The 26129-nt window shown below is 66.6% G+C and carries 26 protein-coding genes; 9 read left to right on the forward strand and 17 right to left on the reverse strand.

The genetic code is table 11. The features are described 5' to 3' along the window. Window positions 1–3: 3 nt before the first annotated feature. From RTW82_RS20445 to RTW82_RS20460, 4 genes are all read right to left on the reverse strand, one after another. A complete protein-coding gene (locus tag RTW82_RS20445; RefSeq protein ID WP_184489924.1) occupies window positions 4–663 on the reverse strand; it encodes a helix-turn-helix transcriptional regulator in 660 nt (219 codons plus the stop codon). Between the two features lie 97 nt (window positions 664–760). Beyond that, window positions 761–1126 carry a cupin domain-containing protein gene (locus RTW82_RS20450; RefSeq protein ID WP_111264605.1) on the reverse strand — a complete coding sequence of 122 codons (366 nt, stop codon included), beginning with the start codon at window positions 1124–1126 and terminating at the stop codon, window positions 761–763. Between the two features lie 174 nt (window positions 1127–1300). After that, a complete protein-coding gene (locus RTW82_RS20455; RefSeq protein ID WP_316926268.1) occupies window positions 1301–2599 on the reverse strand; it encodes an FAD-binding oxidoreductase in 1299 nt (432 codons plus the stop codon). 120 nt (window positions 2600–2719) lie between these two features. Beyond that, entirely contained in the window at window positions 2720–3163 is a 444-nt protein-coding gene (locus tag RTW82_RS20460) for a heme-binding protein (RefSeq protein ID WP_316926269.1), read from the reverse strand. 232 nt (window positions 3164–3395) lie between these two features. On the opposite strand from RTW82_RS20460, the gene RTW82_RS20465 reads away from it, so the two are divergent. Then, window positions 3396–4457 carry an extracellular solute-binding protein gene (locus tag RTW82_RS20465; RefSeq protein ID WP_316926270.1) on the forward strand — a complete coding sequence of 354 codons (1062 nt, stop codon included), beginning with the start codon at window positions 3396–3398 and terminating at the stop codon, window positions 4455–4457. A 54-nt stretch (window positions 4458–4511) separates the two neighbouring features. After that, window positions 4512–4934 carry a homoprotocatechuate degradation operon regulator HpaR gene (gene hpaR, locus RTW82_RS20470; protein ID WP_111264608.1) on the forward strand — a complete coding sequence of 141 codons (423 nt, stop codon included), beginning with the start codon at window positions 4512–4514 and terminating at the stop codon, window positions 4932–4934. A 427-nt stretch (window positions 4935–5361) separates the two neighbouring features. Here hpaR (RTW82_RS20470) and RTW82_RS20475 read toward each other — a convergent pair whose 3' ends face one another. From RTW82_RS20475 to RTW82_RS20515, 9 genes are all read right to left on the reverse strand, one after another. Then, the gene (locus tag RTW82_RS20475) at window positions 5362–6816 is read right to left on the reverse strand and encodes an NAD-dependent succinate-semialdehyde dehydrogenase (protein ID WP_316926271.1); all 1455 of its coding nucleotides are present in this window, start codon (window positions 6814–6816) and stop codon (window positions 5362–5364) included. Between the two features lie 88 nt (window positions 6817–6904). Then, window positions 6905–7708 (reverse strand): 4-hydroxy-2-oxoheptanedioate aldolase, encoded by an 804-nt coding sequence (gene hpaI, locus RTW82_RS20480; protein ID WP_263401346.1) that lies wholly within the window; start codon window positions 7706–7708, stop codon window positions 6905–6907. A gap of 100 nt (window positions 7709–7808) precedes the next feature. Continuing rightward, window positions 7809–8612 (reverse strand): 2-oxo-hept-4-ene-1,7-dioate hydratase, encoded by an 804-nt coding sequence (gene hpaH / locus RTW82_RS20485; RefSeq protein WP_184489932.1) that lies wholly within the window; start codon window positions 8610–8612, stop codon window positions 7809–7811. A 12-nt stretch (window positions 8613–8624) separates the two neighbouring features. Next, entirely contained in the window at window positions 8625–9929 is a 1305-nt protein-coding gene (locus RTW82_RS20490) for an MFS transporter (protein ID WP_316926272.1), read from the reverse strand. Between the two features lie 51 nt (window positions 9930–9980). Then, window positions 9981–10373 carry a 5-carboxymethyl-2-hydroxymuconate isomerase gene (locus tag RTW82_RS20495; RefSeq protein ID WP_316926273.1) on the reverse strand — a complete coding sequence of 131 codons (393 nt, stop codon included), beginning with the start codon at window positions 10371–10373 and terminating at the stop codon, window positions 9981–9983. A 100-nt stretch (window positions 10374–10473) separates the two neighbouring features. Continuing rightward, window positions 10474–11397, reverse strand: coding sequence for a 3,4-dihydroxyphenylacetate 2,3-dioxygenase (gene hpaD / locus RTW82_RS20500; protein WP_021221082.1), 924 nt, complete (start codon window positions 11395–11397; stop codon window positions 10474–10476). A gap of 120 nt (window positions 11398–11517) precedes the next feature. Continuing rightward, entirely contained in the window at window positions 11518–12978 is a 1461-nt protein-coding gene (hpaE, locus tag RTW82_RS20505) for a 5-carboxymethyl-2-hydroxymuconate semialdehyde dehydrogenase (protein ID WP_316926442.1), read from the reverse strand. Between the two features lie 5 nt (window positions 12979–12983). After that, window positions 12984–13754, reverse strand: a complete 771-nt coding sequence (locus RTW82_RS20510; protein WP_316926274.1) for a fumarylacetoacetate hydrolase family protein — start codon at window positions 13752–13754, stop codon at window positions 12984–12986. Window positions 13755–13764: 10 nt separating this feature from the next. Further along, window positions 13765–14424, reverse strand: a complete 660-nt coding sequence (locus RTW82_RS20515) for a fumarylacetoacetate hydrolase family protein (protein WP_111264629.1) — start codon at window positions 14422–14424, stop codon at window positions 13765–13767. A 305-nt stretch (window positions 14425–14729) separates the two neighbouring features. Here RTW82_RS20515 and hpaR (RTW82_RS20520) point away from each other — a divergent pair, with 305 nt between their 5' ends. Together hpaR (RTW82_RS20520) and hpaA are read left to right on the forward strand one after the other, a co-directional pair. Continuing rightward, a complete protein-coding gene (hpaR, locus tag RTW82_RS20520) occupies window positions 14730–15152 on the forward strand; it encodes a homoprotocatechuate degradation operon regulator HpaR (RefSeq protein ID WP_021221078.1) in 423 nt (140 codons plus the stop codon). A gap of 25 nt (window positions 15153–15177) precedes the next feature. Next, a complete protein-coding gene (gene hpaA, locus RTW82_RS20525; protein WP_021221077.1) occupies window positions 15178–16071 on the forward strand; it encodes a 4-hydroxyphenylacetate catabolism regulatory protein HpaA in 894 nt (297 codons plus the stop codon). A gap of 315 nt (window positions 16072–16386) precedes the next feature. On the opposite strand, the gene RTW82_RS20530 is transcribed toward hpaA, so the two are convergent. From RTW82_RS20530 to RTW82_RS20540, 3 genes are all read right to left on the reverse strand, one after another. Continuing rightward, complete coding sequence (locus RTW82_RS20530; RefSeq protein WP_316926275.1) at window positions 16387–16977, reverse strand: putative adenosine monophosphate-protein transferase Fic; 591 nt, start codon at window positions 16975–16977, stop codon at window positions 16387–16389. Beyond that, a complete protein-coding gene (locus RTW82_RS20535) occupies window positions 16970–17449 on the reverse strand; it encodes a YhfG family protein (RefSeq protein WP_316926276.1) in 480 nt (159 codons plus the stop codon). Before RTW82_RS20535 ends, RTW82_RS20530 begins: the two co-directional genes overlap by 8 nt. A 263-nt stretch (window positions 17450–17712) precedes the next feature. Then, window positions 17713–18969, reverse strand: a complete 1257-nt coding sequence (locus tag RTW82_RS20540; RefSeq protein ID WP_316926277.1) for an OprD family porin — start codon at window positions 18967–18969, stop codon at window positions 17713–17715. 339 nt (window positions 18970–19308) lie between these two features. On the opposite strand from RTW82_RS20540, the gene RTW82_RS20545 reads away from it, so the two are divergent. The 4 genes from RTW82_RS20545 (at window position 19309) to RTW82_RS20560 (ending at window position 23446) form a co-directional block, all read left to right on the forward strand. Beyond that, complete coding sequence (locus tag RTW82_RS20545) at window positions 19309–20328, forward strand: TRAP transporter substrate-binding protein (RefSeq protein ID WP_316926278.1); 1020 nt, start codon at window positions 19309–19311, stop codon at window positions 20326–20328. Between the two features lie 4 nt (window positions 20329–20332). Further along, entirely contained in the window at window positions 20333–20866 is a 534-nt protein-coding gene (locus RTW82_RS20550) for a TRAP transporter small permease (protein WP_316926279.1), read from the forward strand. Further along, complete coding sequence (locus RTW82_RS20555) at window positions 20863–22185, forward strand: TRAP transporter large permease (RefSeq protein ID WP_316926280.1); 1323 nt, start codon at window positions 20863–20865, stop codon at window positions 22183–22185. Before RTW82_RS20550 ends, RTW82_RS20555 begins: the two co-directional genes overlap by 4 nt. Before the next feature lie 91 nt (window positions 22186–22276). Beyond that, on the forward strand, window positions 22277–23446 hold the full coding sequence (locus RTW82_RS20560) for a Bcr/CflA family multidrug efflux MFS transporter (RefSeq protein ID WP_316926281.1): 1170 nt from the start codon (window positions 22277–22279) through the stop codon (window positions 23444–23446). 15 nt (window positions 23447–23461) lie between these two features. Here the strand turns inward: RTW82_RS20560 and RTW82_RS20565 are convergent, their stop codons facing one another. Next, a complete protein-coding gene (locus RTW82_RS20565; protein ID WP_316926282.1) occupies window positions 23462–24670 on the reverse strand; it encodes an MFS transporter in 1209 nt (402 codons plus the stop codon). A gap of 277 nt (window positions 24671–24947) precedes the next feature. Between RTW82_RS20565 and RTW82_RS20570 the strand changes: the two genes are divergently transcribed. Then, complete coding sequence (locus RTW82_RS20570) at window positions 24948–26120, forward strand: p-hydroxyphenylacetate 3-hydroxylase oxygenase component (RefSeq protein ID WP_184489945.1); 1173 nt, start codon at window positions 24948–24950, stop codon at window positions 26118–26120. Window positions 26121–26129: the final 9 nt, after the last annotated feature.

A 26129-nucleotide genomic window follows, 5' to 3' on the forward strand; every position in this document is an offset into this window, starting at 1 on the left:
CCGTCAGAGGAACAGCATCGCCACCAGTTCGGTGCGGCTGCTGGCACCGACCTTGCGGAACAGGTTGAGCAGGTGGGTCTTCACCGTCGGCAGGCCGACGCCCAGGTGGCGGGCGAGCTGCTTGTTGCCGATGCCTTCGCGCAGCAGCAGGGCGATCTCCCGTTCACGCGGGGTGAGGCCTTGCAGCTTCGGCTCGGCGGCGGGCACCAGGGCCTGAACACCGGCTTCCATCATCCCCTGCAGGGCCGCCAGGCTGGCCAGCTCCTCCTCCGAGAACGCCGGCATGCCGCTGCAACGCAGCAGGGACAGCCCGGCCACGGGGCGCTCGCCGGCCTGGGCGATGACTTCAACGACGTCTATCACCTCATGGGCGCGCAGGAACCCCTGGTATTCGCGGTTCTGCGCCTCGTCCTGGCGGGCCTGGCCTGCTTGCAGGGGCACCACCGGCAGGCCGGTGGCCAGGCAGGCGCCGGGTTGCAGCGGGTCGAGGTGGCGGTAGTGGCGCAGGTAGGCGTCGTGCATCTGCGGGTGCATGCCCAGCAGCTGGAAGTCGCGGGCCTGCAACTGATCGTCGATCAGGTAGAAGGCACCGAGGGAGGCGGGGACGAAGTGGGTGAAGGTGCTCAGGCAGTGCCTGGCGAATTCGACGGGGGATGGCGTCATGGAGGAACCCTCGTGTGGGCGGTGAGGGCAGTGCAGACCATCGCCGCAGAGGTTGCCAGTGGCGCGAACCTGCCCGGGGGGCAGGCACCTGGAGAGGTCAGGCCACCGCGTAGTAGTGCTTGACGAAGCTCTCGCCGGGGACTTCCCAGAGCACCGGGGTGCCCTTGGCGACGTACCAGCTGTCACCGGCCTTGAAGCGGGTGGTCTGGCCGGTGGATTCGTCGGTGAGGATCACCTCGCCGGTGACCACGGTGGCTTGCTCGTTGAACGGGTAGACCATGCGGAACTTGCCGCCGGTGGTGCCGAAATAGGCAGCGCTGACCGGGTCGGTGGGGGCGCCGGCGGTCATCTTGCCGAAGGCCTTGACCTCGCCTTCGAGGATTTCCGAACCCAGGTCGGCGACGGTGCCCCAGGCATCCAGTTCAGCGAGGGTGATACCGGTCTTGATGGGGGTGAGGGACATGGCAGTTCTCCTGCGAGTGATGAAAAAGTGGGGTTGCTCGTTTAGTGAGTTCCCGCGTTCGCGGGAATGACGGTATTTGCATCTCCGCTGCATCGCTTCCGGCACGAGCGAGCTAGAGCGGTACAAGGCCGACCCCAACGCCGTACCGCCGACGCGCAGCCGCGCCGATCAGATTCAACGGCGGCCGTTCCAGTAGCCGGACACCTGATGCCAGCTCTTGCCGGCGGTCAGCAGCAGCGGGCGGATATGGTCCTTTCCGACCACCTTGATGCGCCGCACCGAGCTGATCAGGTCGTAGCGCGACGAGCCTTCGCTCATGCCTTCGGCCAGCACCTTGCAGATGATGTGGCTGGGGGTGACGCCGAAACCGGAGTAGCCCTGCACGAAGTAGGCGTTGGGGCGGCCGGGCAGGGTGCCGATCTGCGGGAACAGGTTGGGGCTGCAGGCCATGGGGCCACCCCAGGCGAGGTCGATCTTCACGTCCTTGAGGTAGGGGAAGATCTTCAGCATCAGGTTGCGGTTCCAGGCCTTGAGATCGCCGGGGATGTGTTCGACGAAGGGCGTCGCCGCACCGAACAGCAGGCGGTTCTCGTTGGTCACGCGGTAGTAGTCGATGACCGGTCGGATGTCGCTGTAGGCCCCGCGAATGGGGCTGATGCGCTGGATCAGCTCGTCGGAGAGCGGCTCGGTCATCATCTGGAAGGCGTAGGTGTTGATGGTGGTCTTGTGCAGCTCCGGCTCCAGCTTGTTGAGGAAGCTGTCGCAGGCCCAGAGCAGCTTGCCGGCGCGTACCGAGCCCTTGCCGGTGCGCACGGTGATGCGCTCGCCGTAGGTCACTTCCAGCGCCGGGCTGTATTCGAAGATCTTCACCCCGTGGCTGGCCAGGGCCTTGGCTTCGCCCAGCAGCAGGTTGAGGGAGTGCACGTGGCCGCCGCCCATGTGCAGCAGGGCGCTGCTGTAGGCGTCGGAGCCGATGATCTGCTTCACCTCGGAGCCGCCGAGGAAGCGGATCTCGTGGGGCGAGCCGAGGGATTTGAACTCCTTCTCCCAGGCGCGCAGGGTGTTCTCCTGGCGGCCGTTGAAGCCCATGTAGCCGTAGCCGTGGCAGAAGTCGGCGTCGATGCCGTACTTGGCGATGCGGTCCTTGATGATGTCGGCGCCCAGGTCGCTGATTTCGAAGATCTGCCGCAGGCCGTCCTCACCCACGTCGTTGCGGATCTTCTCCAGGTCGTGGCCGATGCCGGCCATGATCTGCCCGCCGTTGCGGCCGGTGCCGCCGAAGCCCAGGTAGCGGGCCTCCAGCACGACGATGTTGGTGATGCCCTTTTCCGCCAGTTCCAGCGCGGTGTTGATCCCGGAGAACCCTCCGCCGATCACGACGACGTCTGCGTCCAGGTCCGCCTCCAGGGAGGGGAAGGCGAGGTCGTACTTCTTGGTGGCCGTGTAGTAGGTGGGTGTCTCGATATTGATCATGACTGCAGCCTGAAACGGTGGGTGGAATGCGTTCTGCTGGCGACTATTAAGGGGCGTGCGGCCCCTTGCGGTCTTGTCCCTCACTGCCCGTCACCTTGACCCGGGGTGACAGGCGCCGGGTCAACCTGGCGCCAGCAGCTCTGCGACGCGCTCCACGGCCGCGCGGGCGCAGAGCCCGTCGAGCCGTTCCGAGGCACCGGAAATGCCGATGGCGCCGATCACCTGGCCCTGGTGGTGGAAGGGCTCGCCGCCGCCGAACAGGGCCATCCCCGGTTGCAGGGGCAGGCCCTGGCGCACGGCGGCGGAGCAGCCCTCGAGGCGCTCCTGCCAGGCGCTGGTGGCGATGCCGAAGCCGGCGGCGGTGAAGGCCTTGTTCAGGGCGATGGCGCGACTGGGGCCGGGGGCGCCGTCCATGTGCGCGCTGTGGATCGGCAGGCCGGCGGCGTCCACCACCTGGATGCTGACCCGGGCGCCCTGCTCGGCGGCGGCATCCAGGGCGGCCTGCAGCGCCTGCATGGCGAGGGCGAGGCCGAGGTGGGTCTGCGTGCGCAGCAGTGCGTTCATGGGAGCGACCTCTAGGTGTTTTTATCGCTCGATCATGAACAGGTTAATGACCGGCCGCAATGACCCGGGCGCGGGTTTTTCCGGGCGGCGAATGGGCACGGGGTCACGCTTGGGCGAATCCGGCACGGGCAAGCAAGAAGCTGGCAGCCTCGAACATGACGGGCGGGCGTCGCCTCGCTCCTAATGGCGCACCCGGCAGGTGCCGGCCCCATTCCCTGCAAGGAGTTGCGCGATGAGACTGCTGGCCTGCCTGGCGATGCTGTTGCTGGCCCTGGAAGCCCGGGCCGAGGAGGTGTTGCGGGTCCTCAACTGGAAGAACTACATCGAGCCGCAGGTGCTGGCGGACTTCCAGAAGCAGACCGGCATCCGGGTCGAATACCAGACCATGACCGCCGCCGAGGAACTGGACGCCGCCCTGGGCCGCGAGCAGGCCTTCGACATCGTCGTGCCGTCGCACTTCCAGCTCTCGCGGCTGATCCACAACGGCCAGCTGGCGCCCCTGGACACGGGGCGCTTCAGCCATTACGCCAGCGTCGACGTGGGCCTGCTGGCGATGCTCGCCGGCATCGATTCGGCCAACCGCTATGCGGTGCCTTACCTCTGGGGCTCGGTGGGGCTGGTGGTCAACCCGAAGCTGGCCGAAGCCAGCTATGGCGGGCCCTTGCCCAACAGCTGGGGGCTGCTGTTCGACGAGCGCCAGGCCGCGCGGCTGGCCGGTTGCGGCATCGGCCTGCTGGACGCGCCGGAAGAGACCGCCTCGCTGTGGTTCAACTACCGGGGCCGCAGCCTGTCGAGCTATGGCGCGCGGCAGGTCGAGCGCAACCTGCAGCCCCTGCTGGGCATCGCCCGCATGGCGCGGCACCTGGACAACGACACCTACATCGATGCCCTGGCCGACGGCCGCCTGTGCGTGGCCATGGCCTGGGTCGGCCATGCGCTGACCGCCTCCGCGCGCAACCCGGCGCTCAGCTACCGGATTCCCGACGAGGGGGCGATGGTCTTCATCGACAGCCTGGCGATCCCCGCCAATGCCGAGCATCCGCACCTGGCCTACCGCTTCATCGACTACCTGCTGGAGCCACGCAACGCCCTGGCCGATGCCCGCGCCAGCCAGTTCTATTCGCCCCTGGCCGCCGATACCCCCGAGCTGGCGGAGCTGGCCAAGGAGCGCCCCATGCAGGTGCTGAAAAGCGACGAGCGCCGGCGCCTGTATGTGCTCGAGCGGCTCAACCAGGAGCAGAAAACGGCCCTGGATGCCTTCTGGGCGAAACTCAAGGCGAGCCGTTCGCCATGACGCGGAAAGCGTCATTCGTTAAACTGTGAACTAATTTCCGACACTGCCCAACCCATGCCCAATACCCGTGCTTCCCTGACCCTCACCTTGCTGCAGGCCCGTGAGTCGGCCATGCGTTTCTTCCGCCCCCAGCTCAACCTCCACGGGCTCACCGAGCAGCAGTGGCGGGTCATCCGCATCCTCCGCCAGCAAGGCGAGATGGAAAGCCACAAGCTGGCGCGCCTGGCCTGCATCCTCAAACCCAGCATGAGCGGCGTGCTCGCCCGCCTGGAGCGCGACGGCATGGTCCGCCGACGCAAGGTCGCCGAAGACCAGCGCCGCATCCTCCTGGCCCTGACCGAACAGGGCGAGGCCTGCTTCCAGTCCATGAGCCAGGAGATGGAGCGGGGCTACCAATCCATCCAGGCGCAACTGGGCGAGGAAAAGCTGCAGGAACTGCTGGAGCTGTTGCAGGAGCTGAAGGGCATCAAGCCTTGAGGCAGTGAACTGTGTAGGTTGGGCTGAGGTACGAAGCCCAACGCAGCGGAGCTGGGCGTTGCTGTATCCCCTCCCAATTGCACGATCGCAGGAGCGAGCTCTGCTCGCGAAGCTATGGCGGCGCTGCGCACCGCTTGGCGAATGAATTCGCCCCTACAGGACTGCGCGGCGTTTGGGGGGATTGTGGGAGCGGTTTCAACCGCGAAGAGCATCGCGAATGAATTCGCCCACAGGATGGCACCAACCTATGGCGGCGCTGCGCGCCGCTTGGCGAATGAATTCGTCCCTACAGAGTTGCGCGGCGTTTGGGGGGATTGTGGGAGCGGTTTCAACCACGAAGAGCATCGCGAATGAATTCGCTCCCACTGGGTGCTGCCCGGTGGGGTGGGGCATTCCCGTAGGGTGGGCTTCAGCCCACCAGGGGGCTTCAGCCGATGCCGAGGCACATGTATTTCTGTTCGATGTAGTCGTCGATGCCGTATTTCGAGCCTTCGCGGCCGAGGCCGGATTGCTTGATGCCGCCGAAGGGGGCGACTTCGGTGGAGATGAGGCCTTCGTTGACGCCGACCATGCCGTATTCCAGGGCTTCGCTGACGCGCCAGGCGCGGCCGAGGTCGCGGGTGTAGAGGTAGGAGGCGAGGCCGAACTCGGTGTCGTTGGCCAGGGCGATGGCCTGTTCCTCGGTGTCGAAGCGGAAGATCGGCGCCAGGGGGCCGAAGGTTTCATCGCGGGCCACCAGCATCTCGGCGGTCACATCCCCCAGCACCGTGGGCTCGAAGAAGCTGCCGCCCAGGGCGTGGCGCTTGCCACCGGCGAGGAGGGTGGCGCCCTTGGCGAGGGCGTCGGCGATGTGTTCCTCGATCTTCTCCACGGCCTTGGCGTTGATCAGCGGGCCCTGCTGCGCGCCGTCCTCGTCCGCCGGGGCGACCTTGAGGGCATTGACCGCGGCCACCAGGCGCCGGGCGAACTCGTCGTGCACGCCGCTTTGCACCAGCAGGCGGTTGGTGCAGACGCAGGTCTGCCCGCTGTTGCGGAACTTGGAGCCCAGGGCGCCCTGCACGGCGGCGTCGAGGTCGGCATCGTCGAAGACGATGAAGGGGGCGTTGCCGCCCAGTTCCAGGCTGACCTTCTTGATGGTTTCGGCGCATTGCGCCATCAGCAGCTTGCCGATGCCGGTGGAGCCGGTGAAGGAGAGCTTCTGCACCCGTGGGTTGCCGGTGAGCTCGCCGCCGATCTCCCGCGAGCGGGTGCCGGTGACGATGTTCAGCACCCCGGCGGGGAGGCCGGCGCGCTCGCCCAGTTCGGCCAGGGCCAGGGCGGACAGGGGCGTCTCCGAAGCGGGTTTGAGCACCACGGTGCAGCCGGCGGCGAGGGCCGGACCGACCTTGCGGGTGATCATGGCGTTGGGGAAGTTCCACGGGGTGATGGCGGCGACGACGCCTATGGCCTGCTTGATCACCACCAGGCGGCGGCCGGGCTTGTCGTGGGGGATGACGTCGCCGTACACGCGCTTGGCTTCCTCGGCGAACCATTCGATGAAGCTGGCGCCGTAGGCGATCTCGCCACGGCTTTCGGCCAGGGGCTTGCCCTGTTCCCAACTGAGCAGGCGGGCCAGGTCTTCCTGGTTGGCCATGATCAGTTCGTACCAGGTGCGCAGGATGGTGCTGCGCTCCTTGGCGGTGCGGGCGCGCCAGGCGGGCAGGGCGGCCTGGGCGGCGTCGATGGCGCGGGCGGTTTCGGCACGCCCGAGGGAGGCGATTTCGGCGATCAGCTCGCCGTTGGCCGGGTTGGTCACGCCGAAGCGGCCTTCGTCGTCGGCTTCGATCCATTGGCCGTTCACGTAGGCCTGTTCGCGCAGCAGGTTGAGGTCGTTGAGTTTCATCGGTCTGCCTTGTTTCGGACGGTCCATGCCCGTTCCCGGGCCTGCGAGCAGGGCCGGGGCGGGCTGTAAGAGGTTGAGGGTGTTCGGCTCAGTAGACGCTGCCGGCGCTGGATTGCGGGGCCGGCGTGCCCTTGAAGCGGCCGGCGAGGGCCTGCAGGGACTTCATCAGCAGGCTGGTGTCGACGCCGACGGCGACGAAGGCGCAGCCCAGTTCCAGGTAGCGGCGGGCCAGGGTCTCGTCGGCGCTGAGGATGCCGGCGGCCTTGCCGGCACGGCGGATGCGGGCGATGGCGTCCTCGATGGCGGCCTGCACCTCGGGATGCCCGGGATTGCCGCGATGGCCCATGGCGGCGGAAAGGTCGGCCGGCCCGATGAACACGCCATCGACGCCCTCGGTGGCGGCGATGGCATCGAGCGCGGCGAGGCCGTCGAGGTTTTCGATCTGCACCAGCAGGCACATCTGCTCGTCGGCCTGGTCCAGGTAACCGGGCACGCTGTTCCAGCGCGAAGCACGGGCCAGGGCGCTGCCGACGCCACGGATGCCGGACGGCGGGTAGCGCATGGCGCGCACCAGCTCGGCGGCCTGGGCGGCGGAATCCACCATGGGCACCAGCAGGGTCTGCGCGCCGATGTCCAGCAGCTGCTTGATCAGCACCGGGTCGCCGATGGGCGGGCGGATGATCGGTTGCGACGGGTAGGGCGCCACCGCCTGCAACTGGCCGAGCAGGCTGCGCAGGTCATTGGGCGCATGCTCGCCGTCGATCAGCAGCCAGTCGAAGCCGGCATTGGCGGCCAGCTCCGCGCAATAAGGATCAGCCAGGCCGAGCCACAGGCCGATCTGCGCGTCGCCGGCCAGGAGGCGTTGTTTGAAGGTGTTGATGGGAATAGACATGGGAAGCTCCTTGGGAAGCCGGAAGCCGGAAGCCGGAAGCCGGAAGCGCGCACGAACCGCCTTTTCTTCCAGCTTCAAGCTCTAAGCTTCCAGCTCAAGTTCATACAAACCGACAGGCAATCGAGCCCAGTTGGTCGTAGTCGACGTGGAAGGTGTCGCCGGGGTTGGCGGCCACCGGGCGGGTGAAGGAGCCGCCGAGGATGATCTGCCCGGCTTCCAGGGTGATGTCGTAGGGGGCCAGCTTGTTGGCCAGCCAGGCGACGCCCTTGGCCGGGTGGTTGAGCACGGCGGCGGAGACGCCGGATTCCTCGATCACGCCATTGCGGTAGAGGATCGCCGGGATGCGCCGCAGGTCCAGCTCGGTGGGGCGGATGGCGCGCCCGCCCATGACCACGCCGGCGTTGGCGGCGTTGTCGGAGATGGTGTCGAAGACCTTGCGGGTGGCCTTGGTGTCCGGGTCCACCTGCTGGATGCGGGCGTCGATGATTTCCAGGGCGGGGATCACCCATTCGGTGGCGTCGAGCACGTCGAACAGGGTGCAGTTCGGCCCGCGCAGGGGCTTGCCGAGGACGAAGGCCAGTTCCACTTCCACGCGGGGGACGATGAAGCGCTCGAAGGGGATGTCGCTGCCTTCGTCGAAGAACATGTCGTCCAGCAGCGCGCCGTAGTCCGGCTCGGTGATGTTGGAGGACACCTGCATGGCGCGGGAGGTGAGGCCGATCTTGTGGCCCACCAGCTTGCGGCCGTCACGGATCTTCTGCTCGACCCAGGCGCGCTGGATGGCGTAGGCGTCCTCGATGGTGATCTCGGGGTGGTCCAGGGAGAACTGGCGCACCTGCTGGCGCGAGCGCTCGGCGGCGTCTAGGCGGGCGGCGGATTGCTGGATGATGCTGGCGTCGAGCATGGTGAGTCTCTCTTAGCGTGGGTTGACCAGGGCGGCCGGGGTGCGCAGCACCAGCAGGCCGCCGAGGGCGATGAGGAAGGCCAGCATGAACAGGGCGAGGCTGGCGCTGTGGGTGGTGTCGCGCATCCAGCCGATCAGGTAGGGCGCGAGGAAGGCGGCGATGCTGCCGAAGGAGCTGACCAGGGCGATGCCGGCGGCCTGCACCCGCACCGAGAGGAAGGCCGGCGGCAGCTGCCAGAACATCGGCAGGGCGGCGCTGGCGCCCATCCCGGCGATGAGCAGGCCGGTCATCACCGGCAGCACGCGGTCGGGGAACAGGCCGGCCAGCACCAGGCCGCTGGCGGCCATGAGCAGGGGCACGCAGAGGTGCCAGCGGCGCTCGCGCAGGCGATCCGAGGAACGCCCGAGGGCGACCATGAAGAAGCAGCCGGCGAGGTAGGGGATGGCGCTGAGCAGGCCGACGTTGCGGTCCTGGGCGATGCCGGCGCCGTGGATCAGCGCGGGCATCCAGAAGGCGATGGTGTTCACCGCCAGCATCACTGCGAAGTAGATCGCCACCAGCAGCCAGACGTTGCGGTCGCGGAAGATGCCGCTGAACGAGGTGATGGTCTTGCCGCGCTCTTCGCCGGCCATCTGCTGGCGCAGGCTGTCCTTCTGTTGCGCGTCGAGCCAGGCGACCTGCTCGAAACCGTCGGGCAGGGCACGCCACACCAGCAGGCCGAGCAGCACCACCGGCAGGCCTTCGATGAGGAACATCCATTGCCAGCCGCGCAGGCCCATGAAGTCGTGGAAGCCGTCGAGGATGCTGCCCGACAGCGGGCCGCCGATGACGCCGGCCATGGGCACGGCGATGGCGAACAGGGCGATCATCTGGCCGCGGCGCTGGGCCGGGAACCAGCGGTTGAGGTAGACCAGGATGCCGGGGAAGAAGCCGGCCTCGGCCACGCCCAGGAGGAAGCGCAGGGTGTAGAAGCCGGTGGCGCTTTCCACCAGCAGCATGCCGGTGGACATGAGCCCCCAGGTGACCATGAGGAAGGCGATCCAGCGGCGCGGGCCGACCCGCTCCAGGGCGATGTTGCTGGGCAGGCCGAACAGCGCGTAGGCGATGAAGAACAGGCCGGCGCCGAGGCCGTAGACGGTGTCGCTGAACTGCAGGTCGGCGCTCATCTGCAGCTTGGCGAAGCCGATGTTGATGCGGTCCAGGTGGGCGAACAGGTAGCAGGTCAGCAGCAGGGGCATCAGGCGCCAGCCGATGCGACGGAAGGTCAGGTCGTCGGCGCTGGCGTGGGACAGGGGCAGGGATTTCGCTTGGCTCATGGTCTTGTACTTCTTGGAGTTGCCAATGACGGGTCGGGGGTGGGGCGGTGGTCAGCCCGCCTGCCCCTTGAGGAACGCGTGGACGTTGTTGTGCTTGTAGTTGAGCTCCGGGTGCAGCTCGTTGAGTTCGAAGGACAGGGCCAGCAGGCGCGAGGCCTGGAGTTCGGCGAAGTGCGCCTTGATCACTTCGAACAGTGCATCGGCGACCTGGCGGCGGGTTTCCAGGTCACGCCCGGCGCCGACCTTGAGGCTCATGTGGACGAAGGCGTAGTCGTGCTTGCCGTCGGCCATGCGCCAGGTGTCCAGGCGCACCGCGCGGCTGCGGATGCCGCCGAGGGGGAAGACGCCGGAGTCGCCCAGGCAGGCGTGGACCTTTTCGAACAGGCCGGGCAGGTCGGCCTCGCGTTCGATGTTGTCGGTGTATTCGGCGATGAAATGGGGCATGCGGTCCTCCTCTGGTGCGGATGGCGGCTGCGCATCCGCCACCGGCTGGCGTGGCGTTCAGGGGGCGTGGCGGCGGGCGTGGGGCCCGCCGCCACGGGTGCTACAGGCGGCTGGCGGAAGCGACGCCGGCCGGGTTGGAGGCTTGCGGTTGCGGGATGGTCGAGCCGTCCTGCGGGGTGACCGGGAACACGGCGTTGAGCTGGCCGGTGCCGGAGGCAGCGAAGTAGGGGGTGATGACTTCAGCGTGGCCGTCGTACTTCGACCAGCCGAGGGCGCCGAGTAGCATCGCGGTGTCGTGCATGAAGCCTTCGCCGTGGCCCTTGGCCGCGTACTCGGGGAGCATGCCGCAGAACTCCTCCCACTCGGCGCCTTCCCACATCTGGATCACGCGCTGGTCGAGGGTTTCGAGGAAGGGGCTCCAGATCTTGGTGGCGAACTCCGGGGCCTGGCCGTTCTGGGCGAAACGATGGGACAGCGAGCCGCTGGCGAGGAAGGCCACGGTGCCGTCGTAGTGCTCTTCCACCGCCTTGCGCATGGCCCAGCCGAGGCGGGCGCTGTCGTTGAGGTAGTGGGAGGTGCACAGGGCGGAGACCGAGATCACCTTGAAGTGCTGGTCGGTGTTCATGTAGCGCATGGGCACCAGGGTGCCGTACTCGGGTGCCAGGGTGGTGGCGTCGTGGGCCATGGTCTCCACGCCGTAGCGGTTGCATTCCGCGGCCAGCAGGTGGCCCAGCTCGGGGTTGCCGGGGAAGCCGTACTCCATGTTGGCGATGAAGTGCGGCAGCTCGTTGCTGGTGTACAGCCCCTGGAAGTGCTTGCCGCAGTTGACGTGGTAGTTGGCGTTCACCAGCCAGTGGGTGTCGAACACCACCAGGGTGTCCACGCCCAGCTCGCGGCAGCGCCGGCCGATCTCGATATGGCCGTCGATGGCCGCCTTGCGGAAGCCCTTGCGCGGGCCTTCGAGCTCGCTGATGTACATGGATGGAACGTGGGTGATCTTGGCAGCCAGAGCGAGTTTGCCCATGGTCGTTCTCCGAGTGGAAGGCCCGCCGCCGGGCCTTCAGGGTTCATTGTGATTGTCGGTGCACGCTCGGTAATCGTTATCCTGCGCCCCTTCCTCGAAGGCGAGAAGGGGCGCGGTGCCTCACAGGCCCCAGCGGGGGATATGGTGGCTCCCCATGGAAATGCAGACGTTCTTGATCTCGGCGAACACTTCGAAGCTGTATTCGCCGCCTTCGCGGCCGGTGCCCGAGCCCTTCACGCCGCCGAAGGGCTGGCGCAGGTCACGCACGTTCTGGCTGTTGATGAAGACCATGCCGGCCTCGATGCCACGGGCCAGGCGGTGGGCTTTGCCGATGTCCTGGGTCCAGATGTAGGAGGCCAGGCCGTATTCGGTGTCGTTGGCCAGCTGCAGCGCTTCGGCCTCGTCCTTGAAGCGGATCAGGCAGACCACCGGGCCGAAGATCTCTTCCTGGGCGATGCGCATGCGGTTGTCGACGTCGGCGAACACCGTGGGCTGGATGAACTGCCCCTTGGCCAGGTGCGCCGGCAGGCCCGCCGGGCGATCGAGGCCGCCGGCCAGCAGGGTGGCGCCTTCTTCCATGCCGATGCGGATGTAGCCGGTGACCTTGTCGTAGTGGGCCTGGGTGATCATCGAGCCGACCTGGGTCTTCGGGTCCTGCGGGTCGCCGACGATCAGGCGCTTGGCGCGGGCGGCGAACTCGGCGACGAAACGGTCGTAGACGGTTTCCTGGATGAAGATGCGGCTGCCGGCGGTGCAGCGCTCGCCGTTGAGCGAGAAGATGGTGAACAGCGCGGCGTCGAGGGCGCGGTCGAGGTCGGCGTCATCGAAGATCAGCACCGGACTCTTGCCGCCCAGCTCCATGGAGTACTTCTTCAGGCCGGCGGTCTGCATGATCTTGCGGCCGGTGGCGGTGCCGCCGGTGAAGGAGATGGCGCGCACGTCCGGGTGGCGCACCAGGGCGTCGCCGGCGGTGGCGCCGTAGCCCTGCACCACGTTGAGCACGCCCTTGGGAATGCCTGCTTCCAGGGCCAGGCGGCCCAGCTCGTTGGCGGTCAGCGGCGACAGCTCGCTCATCTTCAGCACCGCGGTGTTGCCCAGGGCCAGGCAGGGCGCGGTCTTCCAGGTGGCGGTCATGAACGGCACGTTCCACGGCGACACCAGGCCGCACACGCCTACCGGCTGGTAGAGGGTGTAGTTGAGCATCTGGTCGTCCACCGGGTAGCTGTGGCCGTCCATGCGGGTGCAGACCTCGGCGAAGAAGTCGAAGTTGTGCGAGGCGCGGGGGATCAGCACGTTCTTGGTCTGGTGGATCGGCAGGCCGGTGTCCAGGGTTTCCAGTTCGGCCAGTTGTGGCACGTTCTGGTCGATCAGCTCACCCAGCTTGCGCATCAGCTTGGCGCGCTCCTTGGCCGGGGTGTTGGCCCACTTGGGGAAGGCGTCCTTGGCGGCGGCGACGGCTGCGGCGATCTCTTCGGCGCCGCCGCTGGCGACTTCGCCGATGGCGTCCATGGTGGCCGGGTTGTAGTTGACGAAGGTCTCTTTGCTCTCGACTTCCTGGCCGTTGATCCAGTGCTTGATCATGCTGCTCATGCCTCTTGTTTGCGGGCGAAGAACTGGGCTTCGCTGACGATTCGGTTGACCAGGCGGCCGACGCCTTCCACTTCCACCACCACTTCATCGCCCGGCACCACGTCCGCCAGGCCCTCCGGCGTGCCGGTGGCGATCATGTCGCCCGGCTGCAGGGTCATGAAGCTGGAGAAGTATTCGATCAGGTAGGGGATGTCGAAGATCATGTCGGCGGTGGTGCCTTCCTGCTTCAGCTCGCCGTTGATCCAGGTGCGCAGCCTGAGCTTCGACGGGTCCGGCACGTCGGCGGCGTCGACGATCCAGGGGCCGACCGGGGTGGTGCAGTCGCGGTTCTTCACCCGCAGGTTGGGGCGGTAGTAGTTCTCAAGGAAGTCGCGGATGGCGTAGTCGTTGCAGACGGTGTAGCCGGCCAGGTACTGCAGGGCGTCCTCGCGCTTGACGTTGCGCGCGGGCTTGCCGATCACCGCCACCAGCTCGCACTCGTAGTGCATGTAGGCGACGTTGTCCGGGCGCCAGGTGACCTGGTTGTGTCCGGTGTAGGTGCCGGGCGACTTGATGAAGGCCAGCGGCTCGGTGGGCGCCTTGAAGGCCAGTTCGGCGGCGTGGTCGGCATAGTTCAGGCCGAGGGCGAACATGCTGCCGGTGGCCGGGGGCAGCCACTCGACGGCGTCTTCCGCGAGCAGGCGGCCGTCGGCCAGGCGCACGGCGTTGCCGGCCTCGACCGTGACCGCGTGGATGTCACCCTGATGGCGGATGCGTGCGTGTTTCATCTGCGTCTCCTTATTCCGCGACCAGGGTGCTGGTGAGCCGGCCGAGGCCTTCGATCTCCACCACCACTTCATCGCCGGGGCGCACGTCGACGCGGCCCTCGGGGGTGCCGGTGATCAGCACGTCGCCTTCGTGCAGGGTCATGAACTCGCTGATCTCGGCGATCAGCTGGGGAATGCTGCGCACCAGGTTGGCGGTGGTGTTTTCCTGGCGCAGTTCGCCGTTGACAAAGAGGCGCAGGGGCAGGGCGTGCGGATCGGCGATCTCGCTGGCCGGTACCACTTCGCTGGCCAGGGGGCAGAAGCCGTCGCGGCACTTGGCCTTGACCGCCGGGCGGTAGTAGCTGTCTTCCGGCAGGCTGAACTCGTTCACCACCAGGTAGCCGGCGACATGCGCCATGGCGTTCTCGGCGCTGACGCGGCTGGCGTTGCGGCCGATCACCACGCCGAGGGCAGGGCCCGGCTGCAGGCGTTCGACGTCACGCGGGTAGGGCACCGGCTGGCCGTCGCCATTGCGGGTGTTGGAGGTCTTGATGAACAGCACCGGCTTGACCGGTGGCTTCTGGTAAGGGGGTTGGTCGAACTCGGCCAGTCGGCTTTCGAGCAGGCCCTGGTAGTTCAGCGCGACGCCGAACAGGGTGCCGGTAGCGACTTCGCTGGTTGCGCGACGCATGGGTTCACTCCTGAAGCAGTGGGGTCATCCCCGGATAAAAGAAGGTGCGCGCTGACGGTGGGAAGCGGCACCCGAAGTCATTTCGTTAACATGCTAACTTTATAATTAATATATTAACGATGATCAAGCCCTACCAAAGGACGATTCGATCGTTGAGCCATTAGAAACCCCGGCGCGGCCGGCGGATTGTCCATTCCTGCCACGGGCTTGACCGGGTGTGACAAAGCGCGCGGGGCGGCTGGCAGGGTTTGCGTCGTGCCATCGGTTGTTGCTTAAATCCGCCATCGCGTTCATCCGGAGCACACATGGCAGCGCCCAGACCTTCCCTGACCCTGACCCTCTTGCAGGCACGCGAGGCGGCCATGGGATTCTTCCGCCCGCTGCTCAACCAGCACGGGTTGACCGAACAGCAGTGGCGGGTGATCCGCATCCTGCGGCAGAACGGCGAGATGGAGAGCCACCAGCTGGCCCACCAGGCCTGCATCCTCAAGCCGAGCATGACCGGGGTGCTGGTGCGCATGGAGCGCGACGGCATCGTCCGCCGCTGGAAGTCCCCGCAGGACCAGCGCCGCGTCTATGTCGGGCTGACCGAAGTGGGGCAGCAGTGCTTCGTGTCCATGAGCGACGGCATGGAGAGCAACTACCAGCGGATCCAGGCGCAGTTCGGCGAGGAGAAGCTGCAGCAGCTGCTGGGCCTGCTGAACGAACTCAAGCAAATAAAACCCTGATAGAGATCGGGTGAGGCTGCGGGCCATGGCGTCTTCCCCGATCCCCAACATCGACATCGGCCAGGTCTACGACCAGCGCTACGCCGATGCCGACGTGCACTACGAGCAACTTGGCCGGCTGGCCGACTTCTTCGGCCGCAATATGCCGGTGCACCGCCACGACCGCTTCTTCCAGGTGCACTACGTGAAGAGCGGCTCGGTGCGCGTCTACCTGGACGAGCAGCAGTACCACCGCCAGGGGCCGCTGTTCTTCCTCACTCCGCCGACCATTCCCCATGCCTTCGTCACCGAGGCGGATGCCGATGGCCATGTGCTGACCGTGCGCCAGCAACTGGTGTGGCCGCTGCTGGAGGCAGGGCTCGGGCTGGCTGCCGGGCCGCAGATCGGTGCGGTGTGCGTGGCCTTCGACGAGCTGGATGACAGCTTCGCTGCCGAAGTGCAGCGCCTCGACCAGCTGTTCGATTACCTGGGCGAGGAGTTCCGTACCGAGCGTTCCGGCCGGGGCGAAAGCCTGGAGGCGCTGACGCGGCTGATCTTCATCAGCCTGCTGCGCCTGTCCACCCGCTCGCTCAAGGCACAGCCGGCACGGCGTGATGACCTGCAGTTCTTCCACCGCTTCAATGCGCTGATCGAGGAGCACTACCCGCAGCACTGGGCGCTGGCCGAGTACGCCGGGCAGATCGGCGTCACCGAGGCGCGGCTCAACGACATCTGCCGGCGCATCGCCGGCCTGCCGTCCAAGCGCCTGGTGCACGAGCGGTTGATGCAGGAGGCGCGCCGCCTGCTGCTGTTCACCGGCAGTTCGGTGAACGAGATCTGCTACCAGCTCGGCTTCAAGGACCCGGCCTACTTCAGCCGCTTCTTCTCCCGCCATGCCGGCATCACGCCCGGTGAGTACCGGGCGCGTAACGGCGGGTAGGTTTGTGCGGGCTTCGTTCCTGGGCTGAAGCCCAGGCTACAAGGGCGTGGAGCATGGGGCACCGTAGCCCGGGCTTCAGCCCGGGGAGCCGTGGCACAGCGCTTCGCGGATGAATCCGCTCCCACGGGGCGTGCGCCGGGCATGGGTCTTGTAGGAGCGAGCTCTGCTCGCGAAGTTCCGGGTGGCACTGCACTTCGTAGAGTCGGCCACTCTTTTACTCACTGCTGCTCAATCTAGAGTCTGAGTTCCCGGCTGATCATTGAGGGGAGGGGGTGGAAACCGCCGATTTTCTTCGATCAAAAACAACACTCAGGCTCAGGTTGCTGGGGTGACGATACGCTTGAAAATTCCGGTCATTGCGGCGTAATTGACCTGGACGCCATCGATGTTCGCTTGTATCCATTCGCGCTGGTTTATTGTTCCCCAGTCCAGTTCGTAACCGGCAGACAGCGCGAGGTGTTCAAAGAGAATTCTCTGGACCCTGCCGTTGCCTTCGCGGAAGGGGTGAATCATGTTGATCTCGCAATAATGTTCTGCAAGCCGCTCGCAGAACGCATCGAGGGGCAACCCTTTCAGCCAGTTTTCACCTTCGAGGTCGTTGAAGATTCTCTCCGAATAGCGCTCGATGAACTGGGCATGACAGAAGCGTGTGCCGCCCTTGGCGATGTCGACGGTCCTTATCGAGCCTGCCCATTGGTAAAGCTCGCTGAACAATGCGGCATGTATTGCCTTCAGGCTGTCCAGGCTGTAGGGCGGGGCACGGTAGGGAACAAGGTCGACGGTAATGGCGGTAATGTCACGCTCCGCGGCTTCCAGCGTTTCAAGGTCACGAATGTCCAGGCGGTTTTTGAGTACGGTCGAATGCGGATAGCAGTAATGATCGTTCGTGGCGTCGTACTTATCCATTCGACTGTCTCTTGTACTTGGCGATGATGCTTTCGAGGGTCGCTGTGTGGCTGGCTGGATGAATCTCTATGCCTTCCAGCTTCGAACTGCTGATGAAGTTCTTCAGCCTGATTTCCTCGAAGCGAGCGGCTGGGTCGAATGCCTTCTTGCAATAGAGACTGTTGAGCCGGGAGACCGTCGTATTGAGTGCCGCAATGCTCGTTGCGATAACCCTGAGTTCCAGCGTGGCGGACAGGGCCTTTCTGCAACCCGCGAGGGGCTCATGTTCGGCGAAGGTTTTCAGGGGACTGTCCATCTCGGAGAGCAGGCCGTGCAGCCTTTTCATCCTTTCCAGCATCCCGTGCCAGCTCCTTGCGCCCAGCTTCACACTCAGTTCTTGCTGAACCAGCGTTCTGACTTCGGAGAAGGTTCCGATTTCCTTCAGCTCGTCGATGGTGACGGCGCGAAGCGCAAGTTCCAGTGGCATCGCCATGATTCGAATTCCATGTACTGTCCGAGCGAAGAACTATACGCCTGAATGCCCGTTGCGCCGACCTCCTGACTGCAGCACCGCAGCCCGTGTTTGAGTCCCGGGAGGCATGGCACAACGCTTCGCGGATAAATCCACACAGGAACAATCCGCTGCGTGGATGACGCTCTTTCATCCACCGGCGGCGTGCCCGGCCAGCATGGAAGGTGGACCGGTGAAGCGGGGTCCACCCGCGTGCGCTGTGCCGCAATCCCCCCGCGGGGCAATCAGAACAGCGGCAGGGTGTAGCCGATGATCAGGCGGTTTTCGTCGACATCGGTGCGCAGGCCGTCGCCGGAGCGGAAGGTGGCGTTGCGCAGGCGGATGTTGAGGCCTTTGAGCGAGCCGTCCTGGAAGGTGTAGACCAGGTCGGTGTCGCGCTCCCATTCGCGGCCGTCCTGTACGGTGGCGGTCTGCACGTGCTTGCCGCTGACGTAGCGGGTCATGAAGGTCAGGCCGGGCACGCCGAGGGCGACGAAGTCAAAGTCGTAGCGCGCCTGCCAGGCATCGGTCTCGGCCTTGGTGAAGACGTTGAAGGTCACCAGGTTCACCGAGTAGGGGTCCAGGCCCGGGTAGGCGAAGTCACCGTCGCCGGAGAGGTTCTGGTAGCCGAGGCCGACTTTGTGGGCGCCCATGCCGAGGGTGACCATGCCGTTGAAGAAGCGGTTGTCGATGCGCCCGCCGTCCACCCGCGCGGCGCTTCGGTAGCGGTGCTCGCCGTCCTCGCCGGTGTCGAAGTAGCGCAGGTCGGTCTTCAGGGTGACGCCCTCGCCGAGGGTGGCGTTGTGCACCAGGCCGAGATAGTGCTGGCGATAGATGTCCTGCATCTGTGCGTGGTAGTAGCTCAGGGTCAGCGCCGGGTTGAGGGCGTAGCTGCCGCCGAGCAGGTCCAGGTGCGCGCTTTCCACGCCGCCGTAGTTCATCTCGTCGTTGCTCGACGAATCTCGCAGGTTGATCTTCTCCAGCCGCCCCAGGTTGAGGGTCAGGCCGTCCACTTCCTGGGAGGTGAGCAGGCCGCCGGCGTAGGTGGAGGAGAGCAGGCGCACGTCGTTGTACGCCGCCACCGGCAACTGCGGCTGCAGGGTGCCGATGCGCAGCACGCTCTTCGAGGCGCGCAGCTTGGCGGTCAGCCCCAGCTCGCTGTAGTTGTCCTCGGGCTCCAGGCTCTGGGCGCCATAGGCCAGCAGGCCGGTGCCGCGACGGTCGCGGCTCGAGTCGAGCTTGATCGCGACCTGGCCGATGGCGTCCAGGCCGACACCAATGGTGCCTTCGGTGAAGCCGGACTCGAAGCGCGCGGTAAAGCCCTGGGCCCATTCCTCGGCCTTGGCCTGGGCGGCGCCGCTCTGGCGGAAGTCGCGGTTCATGTACATGTTGCGCGCCTCGATGCTGGCCTTGCTGTCCTTGACGAGGTCCGCGTGGGCGGTGCCGGCGAGGCTCGCCAGCAGGCAGGTGAGTACGGGGGCGGAGCGTATTTTCCTGGTCATTGTTCTTGTCTCTAGGAAAGGTGTGTCGGAGGCCTGTCGCCACGGTCTGGCCGCTGCGATGGCACGCGCAATCTAGTCATTAATTAAAATATTAACAATATGACCGGGTGGCGATTGGACAGGCCTTTAATGAGATATGACATGAATATATCTATGTAACTACATGAAAAATAATGATTTAAAATTATTAAAGTAAAACCTTAGCCTTTGGTATACCCGCCGTCTTGGCTTCTTTCTGTTGACAGGTAAGCGATAAAAATTAATGTATTAACGTAATTCGCTTCCCAATGCCGCCAGCGCCCACACGCATGGCTACAACAACAAGACGGAGCTATCGCCATGAAATCCCTCGCAATTCCCGCCCTCTGCGCGGCGCTGTTCGGCGCCACCTCGGCCCAGGCCGAAACCATCACCCTGAAGGTCGCCCACTTCCTGCCGTCCACCTCCAATGCCCAGGCGAACATCATCGAGCCCTGGTGCGAACAGCTGCGCCAGGAGTCGGCCGACCGCCTGAAGTGCCAGCTCTACCCCTCGATGCAACTGGGCGGTACGCCGGCCAAGCTGGCGGACATGGCACGCAACGGCGTGGCCGATATCGTCTGGACGGCCCCGGCCTATTCCGCCGGCAAGTTCCCCCGTGTCGAGGCGCTGGAACTGCCCTTCGTGCTGCCCATGGGCGGCAAGGCCGGCAACGCGATCATCTGGGACTTCTACGAGCGTTACGCCCGCGATGACTTCAAGGGCTACAAGGTGCTGGTGGTGCACGGTGACGGCGGCATGAGCCTGCACACCCGTGGCAAGCCGGTGCGCAGCCTGGCCGATCTCGCCGGCCTCAAGCTGCGTGCCTCCAGCCGCACTGCGGCGAAAACCGTGGAAAGCCTGGGCGCGACCCCGGTGAGCATGCCGCCGGCGCAGATGACCGAGGCGATCTCCAAGGGCGTGGTCGATGGCGCCCTGGCCGCCTGGGAGGTGGTGCCGGCGACCAAGCTGGACGAGGTGACCCAGTACCACAGCGACGTGCCGGCCGGGCAGCCCGCCTTCGGCTACACGGTGCTGACCATGCTGATGAACCAGCGCAAATTCGACAGCCTGCCGGCCGACCTGCAGGCGATCATCGAGCGCAACAGCGGCAAGGCGCTGTCCGAACGCTTCGCCAGCGCCTGGGACGTCGCCACCGACAAGGCCCACGACGCGACCCCGGCCGAGGGCCTGGTGGTGCTGGACCAGGCCGCCTACGGCGAGATGCGCCAGGCGTCCGAGAGCGCGGTGCAGCACTGGATCAGCGAGGCCGACGGCAAGGGCCTGGACGGCAAGGCGCTGGTCGAGGCCGTGCGCTCCCTGGCCGGTTCGGGGCACTGAGGCCATGAAGGAGTCGCTGCATTTCGATATCGAAGCCGGCGAGCAGGGGGGCCTGGTACGCCAGGGCCTGTTGCGCGTCACCCACGGCTTCGCCCTGGCCGGCGGTGCCATCCTGCTGGCGCTGGTCGGCATGTCGGTGGTGTCCATCGTCGGCCGCAAGCTGTTCTCCACGCCCATCCGTGGCGACATGGAGCTGATGGAAGTGGGCGCCTCGGTGGCCATCGCCGCCTTCCTGCCGCTGTGCGAACTGCGCGGCACCCATATCCGCGTGGATGCGCTGACCAACTGGCTGCCCGCCGGCGTGCGCCTGTGCCTGGACGCCTTCGCCCACCTGCTGTGCTGCGCCGTGGCCTGGTTGCTGGCCTGGCGCACCGGCCTGCAGATGCTCGACAACCGCGAGTTCGGCGATGCCACCACGCTGCTGTCGATCCCGTTGTGGATTCCGCTGGCGCTGATCGTGCCGAGCCTGGTGCTGCTGGGCATCTGTGCCCTGGCCCGGGTCGCCCAGGTGCTGCGCGGTGCGGGAGGTGACGCATGAGCGGCCTGGCCTTGGGGCTGATCGCGCTGGCGATCACCATGAGCATGTTGCTGCTGCGGGTGCACATCGGCCTGACCATGCTGGTCGGTGGCGCGGCGTGTTTCTGGGCGGTCAACGACGGCGACCTGTCGAGCCTGCTGTTCACCCTCAACGACCTGGCCTATTCGCGCCTGTCCAACTACGACCTGGCGGTGATCCCGCTGTTTGTGATGATGGGCCAGTTCGCCACCCATGGCGGGCTGTCGCGCTCGATCTTCCGTTGCGCCTCGGCCTTCATCGGCCACTGGAAGGGCGGCATGGGCATGTCCGCCATCGGTGCCTGCGCGGGCTTCGGCGCCATCTGCGGCTCGTCCCTGGCCACCGCGGCCACCATGAGCCACGTGGCGCTGCCGGAGCTGCGCCGGCACAACTATTCCGGGCGCCTGGCCACGGCCACGGTGGCGGCGGGGGGCACCCTGGGCATCCTGATCCCGCCGTCGGTGCCGCTGATCATCTATGCGGTACTGACCCAGGAATCCATCGCCAAGCTGTTCGTCGCCGCCGTGGTGCCGGGGGTGATCGCCATCCTCGGCTACCTGCTGGTGCTGCGGATCATGGTGTCGCGGGACGAGTCCCAGGCCACCGTTTCGCCCAAGGCCTCGCTGGCCGAGCGGGGCAGGGCGCTGGTCAATGTGCTGCCGGTGGTCGGCGTCTTCCTGGTGGTGATCGTCGGCATCTACGGCGGTTGGGCCAACCCCACCGAGGCGGCCTCCATCGGCGCGGCGGCCTGCGGCGTCCTCGCCTTCACCCAGGGCGGCATGCGCTGGAAGGGCATGCGCGCCAGCCTGCTGGGCACGGCGGAAACCTCGGCGATGATCTTCCTCGTGCTGCTGGGTGCCGACCTGCTCAACTCCGGCCTGGCGCTGACCCAGATGCCCGGCGAGCTGGCCGCCTGGGTGATCGGCAGCGGCCTGGCACCGATGCTGGTGCTGGTGCTCATCCTAGGCCTCTACCTGGCGCTGGGCTGTGTGATGGATTCCCTGGCGATGATCCTGCTGACCATCCCGATCTTCTACCCGATGATCATGGGCCTGGACTTCTTCGGCCTGAGCGATTCCGACAAATCCATCTGGTTCGGCATCCTCGCCCTGATGGTGGTGGAGATCGGCCTGATCCACCCGCCCCTGGGGATGAACCTGTTCATCGTCCAGCGGGCCGCCGGCAACGTGCCCTACGGCGAAACCGCCAAGGGCATCGTGCCGTTCCTCTGCTCGGACCTCGCCCGCATCGTGCTGCTGGTGGCTTTCCCGGGCCTGAGCCTGTGGCTGCTGAGCCTCTGATTGTCCCTCGCTGCACCTGGCCGCCTGCGGGCGGCCTTTTTTCGTCCGCCACCCCCGCACTCCCGTCCATCGAACGCCCAGGAACCCACCCATGACCGCCCACCCCAAGCGCCTGATCCTGCTGCTCGCCGCCCTGGTGGCCTTCGGGCCGCTGTCCATCGACATGTACCTGCCGAGCCTGCCGCTGATCGCCAGCGACCTGGCGGCTTCGGAGGCGCAGGTGCAGATGAGCATCGGCCTGTTCCTCGCCGGGCTGTGCATCGGCATGTTGCTCTACGGGCCGCTGTCGGACCGCTTCGGCCGGCGGCCCCTCCTGCTGGGTGGCATCGCCCTGTACCTGGTCGCCAGCCTGGGCTGCGCGCTGGCCGCCGAGGTCGAGCAGCTGCTGGCCTGGCGCCTGTTGCAGGCCCTGGGCGGGGCGGCCGCCTCGGTGCTGGCGCGGACCATCGTGCGTGACCTGTTCCCCCTGGGGGACGCCGCCCGGGTGCTGTCGCTGATGCACCTGGTGACCATGCTCGCCACCCTGGTGGCGCCGTTGCTGGGCGGCTACCTGATGCTGCTCGCCGGCTGGCGCTCGCTGTTCCTGCTGCTGATGGCCTTCTCCGGCCTGTGCCTGGCCCTGGTGGCGCTGAAGGTGCCCGAGAGCCATCCACCTCAAGCGCGCAGCCGCTCGCTGGGGGCGGCCTTCCTCGCCTATGGGCACCTGGCGCTACGGCCCCGCGCGCTGGGCTACATCTTCTGCATGGGCAGCTGCTTCGCCGGGATGTTCGCCTTCATCACCGCCTCACCCTTCGTCTACATCGGCCACTTCGGGGTTTCGCCCCAGGGCTATGGCTGGCTGTTCGGCCTGAATATCGCCGGGATCATCCTGGCGACCACGCTCAATGCGCGGCTGGTCGGGCGCCTGGGGCCGCGCCGGCTGCTGTTTCTCGGTGCGCTGGTGGCGGCTACGGCGGGGCTGGCCCTGGCACTGCTGGTGGGCCTGGGGCTGGGTGGCCTGGCGGCGATCGTGGTGTGCGTGGCGCTTTACGTCAGCGTCACCGGCATGCTCGGGGCCAACTGCCTGGCCTCGCTGCTCGCCGAGTTCCCCGAGCGTGCCGGTGCGGCGGCGGGGTTGGCGGTGGCTACCCAGTTCGGCCTGGGCACCGCGGCCAGCGCGCTGGTGGGCGGCCTGCATGACGGCACGGCGCTGCCCATGGCGCTGGTGATGGCCGGCTGTGGCGCCTGTTGCCTGGTGGCGGCGCTGTTTGCCCGGCGCTGAGGGGCGCGGTGTCGCCTAGGCCGCGACCTGGCGCTGATGGTTCGCCAGCCACAGGCAGTAGGCGAGCAGCAATGCGCCCCCCAGTGCCAGCACCGGCGGGGCGCCGAGGTGCGAGGCGAGCAGGCCGGCGCAGAGGCCGCCGAGGGCGTCGAAGCCGAAGCGGGTCGAGGTGTAGAGCGCCACGACACGGCCGCGCAGGGCCTCCGGCGCGCTGCTCTGCAGGATGATGTTGGTGCCGACGTTGCTGCAGGAGATGCCGAAGCCGAGCACCGCCATGGCCGCCAGCGACAACGGCAGCTGGGTGCTCCAGGCGAAGGCCAGCATGGCCAGGCCGCAGGCGCAGGAGGAGAGCAGGATCAGCCGCGACAGGGTGCTGCCTCCGCTGTGGTTGGCGAGGACGATGGTCGACAGCAGCGAACCCAGCCCGGCGGCGCCCCAGAGCCAGCCGAGGGTGGTGGCGTCGCCGCCGAAGATGTCCTTGGCGAACACCGGCAGCAGCACCACGTAGCTGGAGGCGGTGACGTTGAGGGCCAGCACGCTGAGGATCATCAGGCGGATCTTCGGGTCGCGGCGCGCGTAGTCCAGCCCCTCGCCGAACACATTGCGGAAGGTGCCGGTGGCCCGTGGCGTCGGCGCCATGCGCACCCACAGCAGCCCGGCCATCAGCGCCAGGTAGGAGGCGGCGTTGAGGGCGAAGCACACCGCCTCGCCAACCAGCCCCAGCAGCAGGCCGGCCAGGGGCGGGCCGATGAAGCGCGACAGGGTGAAGAGCATGGCGTTGAGGGCCAGGGCATTGGGCAGGTCGGCCTTGTCGTCGACGAAGCGGCTCAGCAGCGACTGGCGCAGCGGCGTGTCCACCGCGTTGAGCACGCCGAGCAGCGCGGCCATGGCCACCAGCAGCGCCGGGGTGATCAGGCCGCTGGCGGTGAGCCCGGCCAGCGCCAGGGCCTGCAGGCCGAGCAGGCCCTCGACGGCGATCAGCAGGCGGCGCTTGTCGTGGCGATCGATCCAGGCGCCGGCGAAGGGGCCGACCAGCAATTGCGGCAGCAGGGCGACGCAGGTGGTGATGCCGAGCAGCGCGGCGGAGCCGGTGAGCCGGTAGACCAGCCAGGCCAGCGCCACCTGCTGGATCCAGGTGCCCAGGGTGGAAATGCAATGACCGGTGAAATACAGACGGAAGTTGCGATGGCGCAAGGCGCGCAGGGCGTTGGGCAGTTGGGGCATCGGCGGGCGTTCGGGCTGGTCTGGGGGCGGGTTTCTCGGGGGTGAATGCTAAAGGAAAAGGCGGATCGTTAACACATTAATCGTCCCCCGCCGGGGATTTCTCCGGAGAACGCTTTTTCGCCATGGAAAGTGCAATCGAGTATCCGGATCGTGCATTTTTAGCCATCGTTCACATCTTCATAATGGACCCCAGGTTACCGGAATCAGCCTCTTTGCCCCACGCGGCGAGGGCTGGCCCAACCGGTGGCGACTAACAATAAATAGACCGGGTATCCGCATGAAAAAGCCAAATCCTCTGCTCGAAGACCTCCGTGCCATCCTGCCTGCCATCGCCGCCAATGCCGCCCGTGCGGAGCAGGAGCGCATGGTGCCCGCCGAGAACATCGCCATGCTCAAGGGCATCGGCATGCACCGCGCCTTCCAGCCCAAGGCCTACGGTGGCCTGGAAATCTCCCTGCCCGAGTTCGCCGACTGCGTGGTGGCCCTGGCCGGCGCCTGCGGCGGCACCGCCTGGGCCTTCAGCCTGCTGTGCACCCACAGCCACCAGATGGCGATGTTCTCCAAGCGCCTGCAGGACGAGGTATGGGGCGAGAACCGCGACGCCACCGCGAGCAGCAGCATCGCGCCCTTCGGCAAGGCCGAGAACGTCGAGGGCGGCATCATCCTCAACGGTGAGCTGGGCTGGAGCAGCGGCTGCGACCACGCCGAATGGGCCATCGTCGGCTTCCGCCGCCCGGCGGGCGAGGGCGAGCCGCCAGTCTATTGCTTCGGCGTGGTGCCCCGTGCGGATTACGCGATACGTGACGACTGGTACGTCGCCGGCATGCGCAGCAGTGGCACCAAGACGCTGATCCTCAAGGACGTGTTCATCCCCGATCACCGCATCGAGGCGGCCAAGGACATGATGGAAGGCCGCTCCGCCGGCTTCGGCCTGTACCCGGACAGCAAGATCTTCTACGCCCCCTACCGTCCGTACTTCGCCAGTGGCTTCGCGGCCATCAGCCTGGGCGTCGCCGAGCGCATGCTGGTGGCCTATGCCGAGAAGACCAGGAACCGCGTGCGCGCCTACACCGGCGTCAGCGTCGGCACCGCCACCCCGGCATTGATGCGCCTGGCCGAATCCACCCATCAGGTCGCCGCCGCCCGTGCCTTCCTGGAAAAGACCTGGCAGGAGCACGCCGAACACGCCGAGCGCCACCAGTACCCGGATCGCCCGACCCTGGCCTTCTGGCGCACCAACCAGGCCTATGCGGTGAAGATGTGCATCCAGGCCGTGGACCGCCTGTTCGAGGCTGCCGGCGGCACCGCCTGGTTCGACGCCAACGAGATGCAGCGGCTGTTCCGCGACTCGCACATGACCGGCGCCCACGCGTACACCGACTACGACGTCTGCGCGCAGATACTCGGCCGCGAGCTGATGGGCCTGGAGCCCGACCCGAGCATGGTCTGACCTGCTCCG

The sequence above is a fragment of the Pseudomonas sp. zfem005 genome, from assembly GCF_032621735.1.
GTDB classification, from domain to species: Bacteria; Pseudomonadota; Gammaproteobacteria; order Pseudomonadales; family Pseudomonadaceae; genus Metapseudomonas; species Metapseudomonas solani.

What these genes read in the sequence shown, in the direction of transcription:
- RTW82_RS20445 (WP_184489924.1), bottom strand. Translation starts at nt 663, where the DNA reads ATGACGCCATCCCCCGTCGAATTCGCCAGGCACTGCCTGAGCACCTTC.
- RTW82_RS20450 (WP_111264605.1), bottom strand. Translation starts at nt 1,126, where the DNA reads ATGTCCCTCACCCCCATCAAGACCGGTATCACCCTCGCTGAACTGGAT.
- RTW82_RS20455 (WP_316926268.1), bottom strand. Translation starts at nt 2,599, where the DNA reads ATGATCAATATCGAGACACCCACCTACTACACGGCCACCAAGAAGTAC.
- RTW82_RS20460 (WP_316926269.1), bottom strand. Translation starts at nt 3,163, where the DNA reads ATGAACGCACTGCTGCGCACGCAGACCCACCTCGGCCTCGCCCTCGCC.
- RTW82_RS20465 (WP_316926270.1), top strand. Translation starts at nt 3,396, where the DNA reads ATGAGACTGCTGGCCTGCCTGGCGATGCTGTTGCTGGCCCTGGAAGCC.
- hpaR (WP_111264608.1), top strand. Translation starts at nt 4,512, where the DNA reads ATGCCCAATACCCGTGCTTCCCTGACCCTCACCTTGCTGCAGGCCCGT.
- RTW82_RS20475 (WP_316926271.1), bottom strand. Translation starts at nt 6,816, where the DNA reads ATGAAACTCAACGACCTCAACCTGCTGCGCGAACAGGCCTACGTGAAC.
- hpaI (WP_263401346.1), bottom strand. Translation starts at nt 7,708, where the DNA reads ATGTCTATTCCCATCAACACCTTCAAACAACGCCTCCTGGCCGGCGAC.
- hpaH (WP_184489932.1), bottom strand. Translation starts at nt 8,612, where the DNA reads ATGCTCGACGCCAGCATCATCCAGCAATCCGCCGCCCGCCTAGACGCC.
- RTW82_RS20490 (WP_316926272.1), bottom strand. Translation starts at nt 9,929, where the DNA reads ATGAGCCAAGCGAAATCCCTGCCCCTGTCCCACGCCAGCGCCGACGAC.
- RTW82_RS20495 (WP_316926273.1), bottom strand. Translation starts at nt 10,373, where the DNA reads ATGCCCCATTTCATCGCCGAATACACCGACAACATCGAACGCGAGGCC.
- hpaD (WP_021221082.1), bottom strand. Translation starts at nt 11,397, where the DNA reads ATGGGCAAACTCGCTCTGGCTGCCAAGATCACCCACGTTCCATCCATG.
- hpaE (WP_316926442.1), bottom strand. Translation starts at nt 12,978, where the DNA reads ATGATCAAGCACTGGATCAACGGCCAGGAAGTCGAGAGCAAAGAGACC.
- RTW82_RS20510 (WP_316926274.1), bottom strand. Translation starts at nt 13,754, where the DNA reads ATGAAACACGCACGCATCCGCCATCAGGGTGACATCCACGCGGTCACG.
- RTW82_RS20515 (WP_111264629.1), bottom strand. Translation starts at nt 14,424, where the DNA reads ATGCGTCGCGCAACCAGCGAAGTCGCTACCGGCACCCTGTTCGGCGTC.
- hpaR (WP_021221078.1), top strand. Translation starts at nt 14,730, where the DNA reads ATGGCAGCGCCCAGACCTTCCCTGACCCTGACCCTCTTGCAGGCACGC.
- hpaA (WP_021221077.1), top strand. Translation starts at nt 15,178, where the DNA reads ATGGCGTCTTCCCCGATCCCCAACATCGACATCGGCCAGGTCTACGAC.
- RTW82_RS20530 (WP_316926275.1), bottom strand. Translation starts at nt 16,977, where the DNA reads ATGGATAAGTACGACGCCACGAACGATCATTACTGCTATCCGCATTCG.
- RTW82_RS20535 (WP_316926276.1), bottom strand. Translation starts at nt 17,449, where the DNA reads ATGGCGATGCCACTGGAACTTGCGCTTCGCGCCGTCACCATCGACGAG.
- RTW82_RS20540 (WP_316926277.1), bottom strand. Translation starts at nt 18,969, where the DNA reads ATGACCAGGAAAATACGCTCCGCCCCCGTACTCACCTGCCTGCTGGCG.
- RTW82_RS20545 (WP_316926278.1), top strand. Translation starts at nt 19,309, where the DNA reads ATGAAATCCCTCGCAATTCCCGCCCTCTGCGCGGCGCTGTTCGGCGCC.
- RTW82_RS20550 (WP_316926279.1), top strand. Translation starts at nt 20,333, where the DNA reads ATGAAGGAGTCGCTGCATTTCGATATCGAAGCCGGCGAGCAGGGGGGC.
- RTW82_RS20555 (WP_316926280.1), top strand. Translation starts at nt 20,863, where the DNA reads ATGAGCGGCCTGGCCTTGGGGCTGATCGCGCTGGCGATCACCATGAGC.
- RTW82_RS20560 (WP_316926281.1), top strand. Translation starts at nt 22,277, where the DNA reads ATGACCGCCCACCCCAAGCGCCTGATCCTGCTGCTCGCCGCCCTGGTG.
- RTW82_RS20565 (WP_316926282.1), bottom strand. Translation starts at nt 24,670, where the DNA reads ATGCCCCAACTGCCCAACGCCCTGCGCGCCTTGCGCCATCGCAACTTC.
- RTW82_RS20570 (WP_184489945.1), top strand. Translation starts at nt 24,948, where the DNA reads ATGAAAAAGCCAAATCCTCTGCTCGAAGACCTCCGTGCCATCCTGCCT.